General features: G+C 45.3%; 13 protein-coding genes. 9 read left to right on the top strand and 4 right to left on the bottom strand.

The window, feature by feature from the left end:
* Positions 1-183 precede the first annotated feature (183 nt).
* The 9 genes from Q0394_RS11690 to Q0394_RS11650 all read left to right on the top strand — a co-directional run bounded on the left by Q0394_RS11690 (position 184) and on the right by Q0394_RS11650 (position 10,877).
* Positions 184-2,382: a TonB-dependent receptor gene (locus Q0394_RS11690; protein ID WP_298947858.1), complete on the top strand. Its 2,199-nt coding sequence runs from the start codon at positions 184-186 to the stop codon at positions 2,380-2,382.
* A 394-nt stretch (positions 2,383-2,776) separates the two neighbouring features.
* Positions 2,777-3,967 (top strand): TonB-dependent receptor plug domain-containing protein, encoded by a 1,191-nt coding sequence (locus Q0394_RS11685; protein WP_298947856.1) that lies wholly within the window; start codon positions 2,777-2,779, stop codon positions 3,965-3,967.
* Positions 3,964-4,941, top strand: a complete 978-nt coding sequence (locus Q0394_RS11680) for a TonB-dependent receptor (protein WP_298947854.1) — start codon at positions 3,964-3,966, stop codon at positions 4,939-4,941. The genes Q0394_RS11685 and Q0394_RS11680 overlap by 4 nt, the downstream gene beginning before the upstream one ends.
* A gap of 134 nt (positions 4,942-5,075) precedes the next feature.
* Positions 5,076-5,927, top strand: coding sequence for a class I SAM-dependent methyltransferase (locus Q0394_RS11675; RefSeq protein ID WP_298947852.1), 852 nt, complete (start codon positions 5,076-5,078; stop codon positions 5,925-5,927).
* Positions 5,920-6,930 (top strand): iron ABC transporter permease, encoded by a 1,011-nt coding sequence (locus Q0394_RS11670; protein ID WP_298947850.1) that lies wholly within the window; start codon positions 5,920-5,922, stop codon positions 6,928-6,930. Before Q0394_RS11675 ends, Q0394_RS11670 begins: the two co-directional genes overlap by 8 nt.
* Positions 6,927-7,703, top strand: coding sequence for an ABC transporter ATP-binding protein (locus Q0394_RS11665; RefSeq protein WP_298947847.1), 777 nt, complete (start codon positions 6,927-6,929; stop codon positions 7,701-7,703). Before Q0394_RS11670 ends, Q0394_RS11665 begins: the two co-directional genes overlap by 4 nt.
* A 9-nt stretch (positions 7,704-7,712) precedes the next feature.
* A complete protein-coding gene (locus Q0394_RS11660) occupies positions 7,713-8,177 on the top strand; it encodes a hypothetical protein (protein WP_298947845.1) in 465 nt (154 codons plus the stop codon).
* A gap of 28 nt (positions 8,178-8,205) precedes the next feature.
* Positions 8,206-8,718 (top strand): ABC transporter substrate-binding protein, encoded by a 513-nt coding sequence (locus tag Q0394_RS11655; RefSeq protein WP_366116040.1) that lies wholly within the window; start codon positions 8,206-8,208, stop codon positions 8,716-8,718.
* A gap of 125 nt (positions 8,719-8,843) precedes the next feature.
* On the top strand, positions 8,844-10,877 hold the full coding sequence (locus tag Q0394_RS11650; RefSeq protein ID WP_298947843.1) for an ATP-dependent helicase: 2,034 nt from the start codon (positions 8,844-8,846) through the stop codon (positions 10,875-10,877).
* A 217-nt stretch (positions 10,878-11,094) separates the two neighbouring features.
* On the opposite strand, the gene murF is transcribed toward Q0394_RS11650, so the two are convergent.
* The 4 genes from murF to Q0394_RS11630 form a co-directional block, all read right to left on the bottom strand.
* On the bottom strand, positions 11,095-12,531 hold the full coding sequence (gene murF / locus Q0394_RS11645) for a UDP-N-acetylmuramoyl-tripeptide--D-alanyl-D-alanine ligase (RefSeq protein ID WP_298947841.1): 1,437 nt from the start codon (positions 12,529-12,531) through the stop codon (positions 11,095-11,097).
* A gap of 83 nt (positions 12,532-12,614) precedes the next feature.
* Positions 12,615-12,764, bottom strand: coding sequence for a hypothetical protein (locus tag Q0394_RS11640; RefSeq protein WP_298947839.1), 150 nt, complete (start codon positions 12,762-12,764; stop codon positions 12,615-12,617).
* A 46-nt stretch (positions 12,765-12,810) separates the two neighbouring features.
* Positions 12,811-13,968: an alpha/beta hydrolase gene (locus Q0394_RS11635; protein ID WP_298947837.1), complete on the bottom strand. Its 1,158-nt coding sequence runs from the start codon at positions 13,966-13,968 to the stop codon at positions 12,811-12,813.
* Positions 13,968-14,198: a type II toxin-antitoxin system Phd/YefM family antitoxin gene (locus tag Q0394_RS11630; RefSeq protein ID WP_002947827.1), complete on the bottom strand. Its 231-nt coding sequence runs from the start codon at positions 14,196-14,198 to the stop codon at positions 13,968-13,970. The genes Q0394_RS11635 and Q0394_RS11630 overlap by 1 nt, the downstream gene beginning before the upstream one ends.
* Positions 14,199-14,501: the final 303 nt, after the last annotated feature.

The raw sequence follows: 14,501 nt of genomic DNA, 5'->3' as shown, positions 1-14,501 counted from the left end.
GCTTACAAAGATGTTAATCGGATGTTTAAAAATTTTAATTTTATCTCAAAAAACAGTCCTGAAAAAATCAAAAATATACTAATATAAATTATATAAATATAAAATTTTAATTTGGTATTAAGTAAATAATTTGTAACATACACGCATTATGCAAATTTAGCATAAAACCAATAAGGAGTCTAAATGAGAGTGAAATTTTCAGTTGCCGCATGTGCGGTTTTGGCGCTATTTGCAGCGCAAGCAAATGCCGCAGATACGGTTAAGCTAGAAGGCGTCGAGATAAACAGCGTCGGCGACAACATCAGCGAGAGCGGTATTAGCGAAGGCATCCTAACCAAAAACGTACAAAACGGTATCCTAGCCGGCAAAAAGGTGCTAGATACCCCGTATCAGATAAGCACGATCACAAAAGAAACGATGAATCACCAAGGCGTGACCGGCTTTGAGGAGGCGGTGAAATACTTCCCGTCCGCGCAGGTTCAGATGAGAGGCGGCACCACGGTCGGTCGTCCGCAAACTCGCGGCTTTGAGGGTAGCGTCGTGGGTAATGTTTTTTGGGACGGTTTTTACGCTATTTCGACTACCGCGATCCCGATGGCGATGTTTGAGAGCTTGCAGATACAAAACGGTCTTGCCGGCTCGCTCTACGGCCCGCAAAATCCTGTCGGCGTCTTTAACTACACTAGAAAACGCCCGGTAGATAACGAGCACAGCATCTGGGCGGACTACGCTTCGCGAGAGCACTTTGGCGTGGGCGTGGATAGCTCGATGAAATTTGACAAGGTGGGCTATCGCGCGGTCGTATACGGCTCAGACGGCGCAAAACAAGTAAAAGACAGCAACTACCAGCGCCGTCTAACCAGTCTCACGCTCGAGTTTTATCCGACCGAGTCGCTTACGTTTGAGACTGCGGCTAGCTACTACGAGCACAACACTCACGGATTTGCGGGACTTTTTGCGCTTTACGTAAAAGACGGCATGATCAGAAACGACCTAAAGCTACCTGATCCCGTAGATAACAAAACTCCCGGACTTGGTCAGCCATACGGCGGTATGAATCTAAAAACGACGACGGCTAGCGCTAAATTTAAATACGCTCCTAGCGAGGATTGGTATTTCGAGGGCGGATATCAGTTCCAGCGAGCCGATCGCCATATACACAGCGTCGTAAACAGAATCACCGATAAAAACGGCAACTACGATACCTATCACAGCGGCGGAGCGACCGCGGCGTATAGATTTGATCTACCTAGCGGCTATCTAAAGGCGGTCACGGACTTTGATACTTGGGGGCTAAACCATAACTTTAGCGTGCAGGCAAACGGATATAGATATGTGCAATATCGCTACTCAAATTTAAGCACGACTACAAAAGCGGGCTCGGCAAACATCAACGATCCTAAAGTTTTCCCGCATCCAAACTCTAAAAAAGGCTCAAATTTATATAAACTCAGTACGACCGATATGAAAAATATCTCCGTGCTAGATGATATCACGATAAATGATAACTTTAGCTTGCTACTAAGCCTCTCAAACAGCTGGATCAAAGAGCGCACTCGCCCGGCCATAACCGCTACGCAAAGACAGCTAAAACCTATCGTGACCAAATACGACGAATCAGGCCTTAGCTACGGCGCGAGCTTGGTTTATAAACCGGTTGAAAACGTGAGCACCTATATTACCTTTGCCGATAGCTTGCAACAAGGCGGCAGCGGCACGAACGCCGACGGCACGACCAGCGTACTAAAACCGTATCGCTCGAAACAATACGAAATAGGCGCCAAAGCTCGCATAAACGAAATCGACTTTAGCACGGCGGTGTTTAGGATACAGCGCCCTATCGCCTATGTCGGCGGTAACGGCAGATACGACGTCCAAGGCGAGCAGGTAAATACGGGCTTTGAGTTTATGAGCGGCGGCAAAATCACGTCAAATTTAAGCGTTCTAGGCGGATTTACGCTGATAAACTCTAAATTTAAAGATCCGCTACTAAAAGGCGCAAACGGCAAAGTCGTAAACGGCGTACCTAAACTAAACTCGAATTTGCTATTTGACTACGTAGTGCCAAATACCGAAAAGCTCGCGTTTAGCGCAAATTTCCACTACACGAGCAAGATGTACATCGACGATCTAAACACGCAGGCTACGCCTAGCTTTTTCGTCACGGATCTTGGCGTGAGATACGTTAGCCGCGCTATGCTGGGCAAACAAACCACTTTGCGCTTTAACGTAAATAACGTATTTAACAAAAAATACTGGGCGGGCATGTATCCTGCAAGCGCCGACGGCGCAGGCACCAGCGCTAGCGTTCTTGGCGTAGCTAACGGACTAAGCCTGGGCGAAAGCAGGATGTTTATGCTTTCGGCCGAAGTCAAATTTTAGTTTGATTTAGAGCTTGCCTCGCGAGCGTCTTTAAGGGAGCCAGAAATTTTCTCCATCGATAAACTACGCGTTCTATCTTCGGTAGAAAATTTCTTCACGCCTTAAAGCCGTCTCGCGATACTTTACTTTATTGCTTTACATTCAAATTTGCAACGCTTCTTGATATAAAATTATCTCGCAATAACGCTTTCAAATTTAGCGCCTTCGTATGTATTTATCCGCTCAATTTTGACTAAAACAAAAACTTAACCTAAGATGCCCATAAAGTAAACATAAATTTATTAAATTTAAAAAATATATTATAGATAAATTGCATATTAAGGCAATAAGATGTAATATCGGCTTATTTAAATATAAAAATAAATATTTTAATACACTTTACAAAGGGGTATAGATGAAAATTAAAATTTCAGTCGCCGCGTGCGCGGTTTTAGCACTATTTGCAGTACAAGCAAATGCGGCCGAGACGGTCAAGCTTCAGGGGGTCGAAGTAAATAGCGTCGGCGATAATATCAGCGAGAGCGGTATTAGCGAAGGCATACTAAACAAGGGCGCCGCCAGCGGTCCGCTAGCGGGCAAAAAGGTGCTTGATATGCCTTATCAAGTAAACACGATGTCGATCGAGGCGATGAATCACCAAGGTGTAGCCGGTTTTGAGGATACGGTGAAGTACTTCCCTTCAGCGCAAATCCAAACCAGGGGCGGCATCGAGGTCGGCCGTCCGCAGACTCGCGGCTTTCAGGGCTCAGTCGTCGGTAACGTACTTTGGGACGGCTTTTACTCGGTTTCTACTACGGCTATACCTATGTATATGTTTGAGGGTCTTCAGATACAAAACGGCCTTGCAGGTTCGCTTTATGGTGGACAAGACCCTGCGGGCATCTTTAACTACACTAGAAAGCGCCCGATACCGTTTTCAAATACGTTTTGGGCTGATTATACGAGTAGGTCAAATTTCGGTATAGGCTGGGATACTTCGGATAGATTTCAGTACGTCGGCTACCGAGGCGTGTTTTACAAGAGCGACGGCGCAAAGCAAGCTAAAAATAGCGACTACGAAAGAAATTTAGCTAGCCTTGGCCTTGATTTTTATCTAACCGAAAATTTTACCATCGAGACGAATTTTAGCTACTACAAACACAAAATGCTTGGAATACCCAGCGGCTTTTCAGTGCCTGGCAGAAACGGCGCTTTAAACTTCGCCGTTCCGGATGCTGCTAAAAACACGAAAGCGGGCCTAGAGCAAGAGTGGGCGGGAAGCAACCTAAAAACAACGACCGCTAGCGTTAAATTTAAATACGCGCCGACTGAGAGTTGGTATTTTGAGGGCGGCTATCAGTGGCAAAAAGCTATCCGCGATATGTACGGTACGAGCAAAACATTTACGAATCAAAACGGCGATTTTAGCGTAGCGGCTAGCGGCGGAAATGGTGCTGTCAGCAGGTTTGATGTGCAAAGCTGGTTTGCTAAAGCTACGACAGAGTTTGAAACATTTGGCGTAGAGCACAACTTCGGCGTGCAGGCAAACGGATATATATATGGACGATATACGGCGCAAAAATCGCCGGCGGAAGAGCAAATTTGAGCAACTCAAATTTGTATAATCCAAAAACATTTTCAAATCCGCACGTAACAAAAGGTAGCGGAGCTTATAAAAATAGCCAAGACTCTATGAAAAACCTAACCATCGCCGACGATATCAAGCTAAACGACTACTTTAGCGTCATTTTAAGCGCGGCTAGAAGCAACTTTGAGAACAAAAACAAGCAAACGGGCGTAAAAACGTACGACGAGAGCGGCACTAGCTATGCTGCGAGCTTTATTTATCGCCCTATCGAAAACGTAAGCTTATACTTCACTTACGCAGATAGCTTGCAAGCAGGCTCAAGCTACACCTACGAAAGAACCAATCCAAGATACGGCGAAACGGTCGTTTTAAAGCCGTTTAGAAGCAAACAATACGAAATCGGCGCAAAAGCTAGGATAGAGGATATCAACCTATCTACGGCGCTTTATGAGATAAGACGGCCTATAGCCTATCTAGGCGACAACAACGAATATAGTATCCAAGGCGAGCAGGTAAATAGAGGCATGGAATTTACCGCAGGAGGCAAGATAACGAGCGATCTTAGCGTAATGGGCGGCGTCGCGCTAATACAGCCTAAGCTAAAAAAAGCAAAACAAGCTTATGCGCAGGGCAAAATCGCAGTCGGCGAACCCAAAGTTCAGTCAAATTTACTCTTTGACTACGTCGTGCCAAATACAAACAAGCTAGCCCTAAGCGCAAATTTACACTACACGGGCAAACGCTACGCCGATCAGCGCAACGTAAACGCGGTGCCTGCATACTTTACCGCAGATCTTGGCATCCGCTACGTAACAAAAGAGTGGCTAGGCAAGCAAACTACGCTAAGATTTAACGTAAATAACGTCTTTGATAAAAAGTACTGGGTCGGAATGTTCCCATCAAATATCGACGGAACTACGACGGGCGCGGGTACAAGTATCTTTTTGGGACAGAGCAGGACGTTTATGCTCTCGGCCGAAGTTAAATTTTAGAGGCTCATTTCCCAATACTTTACTTTTAAATTTAGCGGCGGTTAGCATCTAGCCGCCGTTTAAATTTTACTTTTAAATTTAAGGTCAAATTTTGCTTTGGCTTCAAATTTAAAAACTTATTTTTTGGAGAAAAAATGCAAGGACTACTAAACTGGCAGGCGATTAGGGAGCTTAAATTTGCACCTATGACTAGAGATGGAGCCGGCGGAAGTGCGGTTGATTGGGATAAAGTAGCCCAGATGTATAACGGCATGGCCGAGCTTGAAAAGCGTAGCGCGCAAATTTTAGCTGGTGCCTTGCCTATCACGGATAAAGATAGCGTGCTAGACGTCGGCTGCGGACCGGGACGCCTCAGTATACCGATGGCTATGCGATCTAAAAGCCTAACCGCGCTTGATGCGTTTGGAGAGATGCTTAAATTTTGCAAGCAAAACGCCAAAAACGCCGGCATAAAAAATATAAATTTTATGAAAAAAAGCTGGCTAGATAGCGACGCCTTGGACGTGATCGGCAAGCACGATATCGTCGTCGCCTCGCGTTCGGTCGGTCTTGGCGATATAAAAAAACTAAACGACGCAGCAAAAAAATACGTATGCATAACTAGCTTTTTGGAGGACTATCCAAGCCTTAGAGAAATTTGGATGGATTTGCTTGCGGGCATCGACGAAAGAGCTTCAAAACGTCCGCCTTTTATAAACGAAAACCCGAGGATGTTTGGCTACAACGTTACTTTCAATATGCTTTACGATCTGGGCGCAAACGTAAACGTACGGATATTTGACACCGTTTACGAAAAGAGCTTTACGAGTAAAGACGAGGCTTACGAATTTTTAAAATTCGTCGGCGATATCCCAAAAGAAAAAGAGAAAATTTATAGAAAAAACGTAGATAAATGGCTAGTAAAAGATGGTAGCGGGGTTAAATTTTACCGAGCGACGAAAAGCTACGCCATGTGGTACGACGTAAGTGAGGTAAGATTTGAATAATAAAGCCCTTTTTGCTGTTTTAACGATCGTGCTAATAGTTTGTGTTTTTGCTTCTCTGACTCTTGGCAGATACGGTTTGGGTGCGGCTGAAATTTTTTCTAGCTTAAAATCATTGTTGTTTGGCTCGCCTCCGTCAAACGAGCAAGCTCACGCCGTAATAACGCAAATCAGACTTCCTCGCATTGCCTTTGCAGTGCTGGTGGGAGCCTCTCTTTCTGCAGCCGGCGCCGTCTATCAGGGGCTTTTTAAAAAATCCCTAGTCTCTCCCGATATCTTAGGCGTCTCTAGCGGCGCGGCGGTGGGCGCCAGTATCGCTATCATCCTTTCCCTGCCCGTGCTTTACGTTTCGCTAATGGCTTTTGGCTTTGGACTAGCCGCCGTTTTTGCGGTGGTTTTTTTAAGCCAACTTATAGCTAGAGGCAAGCTAAACGTCATCATAATGGTGCTCTCAGGCGTCGTCATATCTTCGCTTTTCGGCGCTTTTAGCTCGCTTTTAAAATTTCTAGCAGATAGCGAAAACAAACTACCCGAGATTACATTTTGGCTGATGGGTAGTCTAGCTCGCACCGGAGGATATCAAAACGTCCTTTATATGCTAGGCGTCACGGCGTTTTGCTCGGTGCCTCTGTTTTTACTTAGATTTAGGCTAAATATCTTGGCGTTTGGCGAAGAAGAAGCAAAGGCCATGGGCGTAAACGTCAAATTTTACAGCTTTATCATCATATGCGCCTCTACTTTGCTGACGGCTTCTAGCGTGGCTTTTTGCGGTATCATAGGCTGGGTCGGACTCATTATGCCTCACATCGCCCGCTCTATCGTGGGGGCAAATTTTAACGCCCTCTTGCCGGCTTCAATGCTAATCGGCGCGCTATTTTTGCTGATAGTAGATACGATCGCAAGGTGTGCTATGGCTAGCGAGATACCCCTTGGCATCATCACCTCGCTCATCGGCGCACCCGTTTTTATCTACTTGCTTTATAAAAGCAAAAAGGGCTGGCTGTGAAATTTGAGATAAAAAATTTAAGCTGCGGATACGGCAAAAAGCTAGTCGTAAAGGATTTTAGCGCAGGGCTAAAAGACGGAGAAATTTTATGCTTGTTAGGACCAAATGGAGTTGGAAAAACAACCGTTTTTAAGACGATTTTGGGATTTTTAAAGCCATTTGGTGGAGAAATTTTAGCAGACGGGCGAGATTTTTTCGCTTTAAGCGATAGAGAGCGAGCAAAGATCATTAGCTACGTGCCTCAGGCTCACACGCCGCCCTTTGCTTTTAAAGTTTTAGACGTCGTTTTGATGGGGCGCTCGCCATATATCGGAGCCTTTGAAAATCCAAGCGCAAAGGACGTAAAGATGGCCCTGCAAAAGCTTGAGATGCTAGTAATGAGCGAATTTGCGGATAAAATTTACACCGATATCAGCGGCGGCGAGAGGCAAATGGTTTTGATCGCAAGAGCTTTAGCGCAAGAAGCAAACGCCGTTATGCTCGACGAGCCCGCTTCAAATTTGGACTTTGGCAATCAGATAAAAATCCTAAAAGCAGTAAAAGATCTAGCGGCAAACGGACATAAGATCATCATGACTTCGCACTTTGCCGAGCATGCTTTTTATATTGACGCCAAGGTCGTGCTTTTAAAAAGAGAGCAAAATATCATCTACGGCAGCGCGAGCGAAGCGATAACGGATGAAAATTTAAGGCTCGCATATGGCGCCGATATAAGAGTAGTAAAAAACGAGATCGAGGGTAGGAGCGTTTATTCCTGCGTTCCGATCATTTAAGGAGAAAAAATGAGAAAGATTTTGGCGGTTTTGTTTTTGGTGGTTTGTATTTTGCAGGCACGTATCGTCGTGGACGACGGCGGCAAAGAGGTGCAAATCCCTGATAGTGTAGAGCGCGTAACGCCGATGATAGGGGCTTTTACGCAGATGAGCGCGATGCTAACGGGTGAAGATAAAATCATCTCGGGCGCAGTGCGGCTACCAAAAATGATGAGTAAAATTTTTCCTAAAATAAAAACGATGAATAACGTCAGCGGCTCGCTAACAAGCAGTGTTGAGAGCATCATCGCCTCAAATACGCAGGTAGTTTTTGGGCCCGTCGGTATGATATTTGACGAAAATCAAAGAGCCCAGCTAGAAGCCGCCGGCATCGCGGTCGTAAATATAAATAAATTTAGCAACGCTAGCGAGATAAAAGGCGCGGTTAGCAAAATAGCCCAAATTTTAGGCGGCGATGCTATAAAAAAGAGCTAGCGAATTTAACGCATATTTTGACAAAAATATAAAATTTATAAGTGAGAAAGTCCAAAATATCAAGGATAAAAAGAGGGTTTTGGCCTTAAATTTTAACTCTGGAAATTTTAGCACGATCAGCAGCAAAGATATCGGCGCGGAGTATATAAAAATCGCGGGCGGAATAAATTTAAGCTCTCAAGATAACGAAGCGGACTTTAAAATCTCAAAGACGATAAACGAGGAGCAAGTTATTATCTTTAACCCCGATATCATCATAACAAATTCGCACGAAGGCAAGGAAAAAATCCTAAATAATCCCCCGTTTGAAAAACTAAAAGCGGTCAAAGAAGGTGCCGTATTCGTCGTACCTGGCGGCGTGTATTTGTGGAGCGTGCGCAGCGCCGAGGGTGCCTTGCAGCCGCTTTGGCTAGCCAAAATCTTTTATCCAGAAATTTTTACAGAGCTAAATTTAGAAGATGAAGTTAAAAAATTTTACCTCAAATTTTACCGCTACGAACTAAGCGATGAGGAGCTAAAAGAAATACTAAATCCAAAATAAAACCACTAAATTTTCGCCTCGCTTTGTAAACGCGGGGCGAATAAATTTAGCCCTCGTTGCTTTTGCGTTTTTATAAATTTAAGCCCGTTTAGGTATAATCTGGCCTTTTAAAACGCGAGGAAAATATGCCCCTTTCAAAACTAAATCAAGAACAATACGCCGCCGCAACTGCTCCTGCCGGGCACAATCTAGTTATCGCAAGTGCGGGCACCGGCAAAACCAGCACCATCGTCGCGCGCATCGCCCATCTGCTAAATTTAGGCGTAAAGCCAGAGAAAATTTTGCTGCTAACCTTTACAAACAAGGCCGCAGCCGAGATGATCGAGCGCCTAAACCGACATTTTGATAAAAAAATTACCTCGCGCATCACGGCGGGCACGTTTCACTCGGTTTCTTATTCGCTGCTTAAATTTCTAGAAAAACCCGTCACGCTAAAGCAACCAAGCGAGCTAAAAACGCTGCTAAAATCTCTCGTCGAGAGGCGCAAATTTAACCACCTAAGCGACGTCAAGCCATACGGCGGCGCATATCTTTACGACGCGTATTCGCTATTTCAAAATTTAGCCCTAAAGCAGACTTTTGGCGAGTGGCTAAAGGATCGAAGCGACGAACAAGGCGTATATGCCGAGATTTACGAGGACATTTTGCGCGAATTTGAGGAGGAAAAGAGCAAATTCGGCTATGCGGATTTTAACGACTTGCTTATCAAAATGCGTAATGAACTGAGAAAAGGCGCGCCGCTAAAATTTGAGGAAATTTTAGTCGACGAGTATCAGGACACAAACTCGCTACAAGGCTCGCTAATCAGCGCCTTTGAGACGAAAAGCCTCTTTTGCGTCGGGGATTTTGACCAGAGCATTTACGCTTTTAACGGCGCAAACATCGAGATCATCGGCTCGTTTAAGGATCGCTTCGCAGACGCTAAAATTTACGCGCTAAACATCAACTACCGCAGCAGCTCCGCCATCCTAGCCCTTGCTAACAAAGTGATCGCAAACAATCCGCGCCTTTATGAAAAAAAGCTAGTCGTCGGCCGCGAGGGCAAATTTACCTCGCCAAAGCTGCTAGTTTATAACGAGCTTTTCGACCAGTACGCCAATATCGCGCAGATCATCGCCATTTCAAAATATAAAAAAGAAAACATCGCCATCATCTTTCGCAACAACTCGAGCGCCGACGGCCTAGAAGTCGCGCTGCGAGAGCTAGGTATCGGCTCCAAGCGAAAGGGCGGCGTGAGCTTTTTTGAAAGCCGCGAGGTGCGCGCCGCGATGGATCTGCTAGGCATCCTCATAAACCCAAAGGACATCATGGCCTTTATCCACGTATGCGAATACGCAAAAGGCGTCGGCGCAGCGCTTAGCAAGGAGATTTTTGAGGTGCTAAGCAAGGTCGGACACGGCGACGTCGTGCGCGGATTTTTGCAGCCTGATGAGAGCGTGGAGGCCTTTGCCAAAAAGACCAAAAACTACCAGCTGGGGCTTTTTGACGAGCTTGACGAGGTCGGGGAGAAGTCGCGCTTTGCTAAATTTAACTTTTGCGAGGATTTTTTCGCGCACCCGATTTTAAAAATGCAAAAACTAAGCGAGAGCGGCGGGCAGTTTTTGTATGAAATTTACAACTTTTTAAGCGCCGCCAAACGCCACTCGCGCCCGACCTCGCTGATAGACGATCTCAAAAATAGCAAAATTTACGCCCTCATCGCCGACAATCTCGCTACAAAGCGCGCCACGCAAAAAAACGGCAACATCGACGAAGCGCTAAAAAAAGAGGCCCTGGAGCGCATCGCGGGCAAGCTAGAGGTGCTGGGAGAACTAGCCAAAAACTACTCGGAGGCGGAGAAATTTTATAACTTTATCACGCTGGGCAGCAGCGAAATGAGCAGCGGCGAAGGAGTAAATCTGCTAAGCGTGCACGCCTCAAAGGGACTTGAGTTTGACCTCGTTTTCGTAGTCGATCTCGCACAAAATCGCTTCCCAAACCTCAAACTCATGAGCATGGGCGGCTCGCTCGAGGAGGAGCGGCGGCTCTTTTACGTCGCGGTCACTCGCGCGCGCGACGAGCTGATTTTAAGCTACGCCAAATACGACAAAATCAAAAAGATAAACTACCAACCCAGCCAGTTTTTGATCGAGGCTGGGATGGCTAGCGCGGGGATTTAAATTTAATTTCAAATTTGGGGTTAAATTTGAGTCGTTTAAATTTAGCCGTTCTATTTTTTAGCCCGTCGCAGTCGGTGCTTAGCATAACCCGCACCTTGAAAATGCATTTTTTTAAATCAATCTCCGCCGATGTGAGCGGATAAAATCTCAAATCAAATTTGAGCAGCTAGAAGCGGCACCGCTAAATTTGACTGCGCCGCCCAAACCAAATTTACGCCTACATAAAGCTTGGCGCGTCGTTTGAAAAAAGGATCAGATCGCCAGCTTTGGTGTTTTGCGCCAAGGCTTCTTGAAGCTTGGATTTGTCCTTAATGACGATGACTTTTGGCTTACTTAGGTGCTTTAGTAGCGCAACTGCGTTTAGAGAGCTTGTTAACATGACGATGTCAAAGGTCTTGTTGATGATCTTACTTAGCTTTTCGTTCTCTTCGTCGCTGCTCTCCATGATACCGGGCGTCACGAGCACCTTGCGCCCCTCGTAGCTGGCAACCAGTTCGTAGCTCGCGCTCATACCGTTAAAGTTACCGTTAAAGCCGTCGTCGATGATGATTTTGCCGCCCGCATCGATGCGCTCGAGTCTATGCTCGACGTTTTTTAGACGCGCTAGAGCTGCGGCGATCCTAGCTTCGTCCAGTCCCAGATATAGCGCGGTTTTGACGCAGACAGCTAGGTTTGCGGCGTTAAATTTACCAAGCAGCGGCGAAGCAAATTCCCTCTCGCCAAGCTTAAATTTGATTCCGTCTAAGCTCGCCTCCACGCCGCTTAAATTGCTATCGTAAATTTCTATCTTTTCGCTCTCGTTTGCCTGCGTACTACTGTGTACGAAAGCCTTTTCTAGACGCTTTGAGCCTAGAGCCTCGAGTTTTGTGGCGCGGATATTTTCAAGCGTTTTAAAGTACTCGATATGCTGTGCGCCGATCTCGCCGACGATAGCGATCTGCGGGTTCAAAAACTCCGTGATCTGTGCGATGTCGCCTTTTAGACGCGCACCAGCTTCGGCGATATAGATCTGCGTACCGGCGGCAAGCTCGTTGTTTACGTCTTGGATGAGACCTGCTAGCGTGTTTACGCTACGAGGTGTTTTGCGGCAGACGAAGTCGTTTTTAAGCAGCTCAAATAGGAAATTTTTGATGCTGGTTTTACCAAAACTCGCCGTTATCATGATGATTTTAAGCTCCGGCATCGAGGCTAGCTTTTTGCGCGCACTGTTTTCGTAAGCCTTAAATTTAGCCTTTTCCAGCAAAAAGCTAAGCGCAAAAGAGAGCACGAGCGGCAGGACGACGCCTAAATTTACGCGGTACTGCGTCGCTACATAAACGCCGTAGCTAGCGATAACGGCGAGCGCTAAGATAACAAAAAATCGCTTGACTCGCGGCGTAAAAACCAGCTTTTTATCGAGCTTTTTGTGCCAAAGAGCGAGGCTTGGCACCAGTGCAAAGTAAAAATAAATCCAAAAAAATCTCTCCGCCCCGTAAAAAAGCACGATCGGCACGATAAGGAAAAACACATGCCACAGCGGCCTAGTGAAGTGAAATAGTACGCGCTCGAACTTGTAGGAAAACCACTGAAGGCAGGTGATGAGATAAAATCCCAGCGCAAACGTAAATAAAATCTGCGTCGCGGCAAGGCTGGTATTTATGAGGGTTTCGTTCATTTTTTCTCCTAGGTTCGTTTAGGCGGGCTTTTGTTTGCGCCGTTTTTACTAAATTTAGCGTTTTGCAGTTTGTTTTTGCGGGCTTAGCGTAAAATTTGATAGTTTTTGTTAAATTTGAGAGCCAAATTTAGCCGCCCTGCTTTATCGGTGCCGCAAAAATGCAAATTTATCAGCCGAGATTTTACAGATTTTGGGCTTAAATTTAGCTCGTAAATTTGATGCAGGCCTGCCAAACCTGCATAAATTTAATGCTGATATCTAAAATCCTAAATTTGCACTCTAGCTTAAATCAAACGTTTGCTGCACCGGCTTTTTTGGGATTTTTTGATCACCCTGCTCATCTTTTGGTAAAATTTGATTTTGCTCGTCGCTGATTAAAACGCTATTTTTGAGTTTCGATTGATTTTGCGCGATTTCTTGCCCGTCAAACAAATTTTCTTTAAAAATTTGACCGTTTTTAGCGCTTACATCGTCAAGCTGCGGATTTTGATCCACAAGGTCGCCGCTTTGTGACCGCTCGTCAAAAAGGCTACTTTGAGAAATGGTTTTTGCGCTCGCCTCTAAATCCGCACGAGCAGGTTCCGTCAAATTTTGCTCGGTAGTATTTTTAAGATTGTCGTTTTCGTTGGCACTCTCGTCATCCTCGCTCAAATTTTCATGGTTTTTCGGGCTTATAACTTTCACGCTCTCTATGCCGCTTTCATCATCCAAGTCCATCAAATTTAGCCCCGCATTCACGACGCCGTCGATGTAGCGCGCGTGGAGTAAAAAGAAAAAATGATCGCCCTTTAGCGCGTGAAATTCGCTGTTTTTGATGAGACGACTTACGCGTTCGCCGCTTTTTAGAGGCGTGGCTTTGTCCTCCTCGCCCCAAAATATAAACGCCTTGCCGCCAAAGTCCGCAAATTTAGAGCTAAAGTCCTCGTCAACGACGTTTTTTAGGGTCTCGTACATCGTTTTGCTCATACCTTTTACGTCTTTTGTGGCAAAAAATTTGTATAAAAAACCAAGGCCGAATAGTTTTAAAAACTTAAACAAAGCGATCTTAAATCGTACCCAAAGCGGCTTTTTAGCCACGATGCCGGCCGAGCTTAAAAGTGCGAGATATTCAGGATTTAGCAGGGTTGCGACCTTACCGCCGAAGCTGTGTCCAAAGATGATTTTAGGGCTCGCGCCAAGCTCGTCTAAAAAGGATTTCATGATTTTTGCGTAGTCTTTCGTCGCTAGCGCTCCGTGCATACTGCTCGCGCCAAAGCCCGGCATATCGACGTAAACGTGCCGCAAGTCCTTAAAATACGTGCCGAAAGCCTTTTTCATGATCTCTTTGTTCGCGCCCCAGCCGTGCAAAAATAGTGCGACATCCTTGTTTGCGGGATTTACGGTCTCGTAGCTGATGCGGTAAATTTTGCCGCCGTATTTTATCTCTTTGACCGCCATTATTCGCCGCTTCCGGCTCGTTTTTTAGCCTCATAAATGCTTTGCAGTACCTCCACGGCCTCGCATAGGCGCTCGTATTCGCCCATATTTAGCAGTACGGCTTCAAATTTATTGTTTTTGACGATCACCGCGCGCTTCATCTGCGCCTTGCCGACCTTGCCTAAAACGGCGCTGAAATTTCGCACCACTTCGGTCGCCGTGTAAATTTCATCTTTGCTAAAAGTAGTCATTTCTGCTCTTTACGTAAAATTTTGTGTAAAATATAGCATATTATCTTTAAATTCAAATTAAAATATAATGGCACATTATGTTCTTTAAAATTTATTTTAGAGCTTTTTATATTTTTGGAGTGAAATTTTCGAGTATATCAAAGACGAGGTGGTAAAATTTGATGAAAATAGCCGCTTCATCAAATTTGTAAAAAGAAATAAAGCGAGTTAATTTTGACCTAAATCGGCACTTTAACGCTATAAAATGCTACAAAAATAAGCCCCGCGCCTTTACCTAGAAAGCGTAATAATCGCTAAATTTCA

The sequence above is a fragment of the uncultured Campylobacter sp. genome (genome assembly GCF_938039205.1).
Lineage (GTDB): Bacteria > Campylobacterota > Campylobacteria > Campylobacterales > Campylobacteraceae > Campylobacter_A.
The sequence above is the reverse complement of the archived record's forward strand: the minus strand, read 5'-3'. Positions and strand labels throughout refer to the sequence as shown.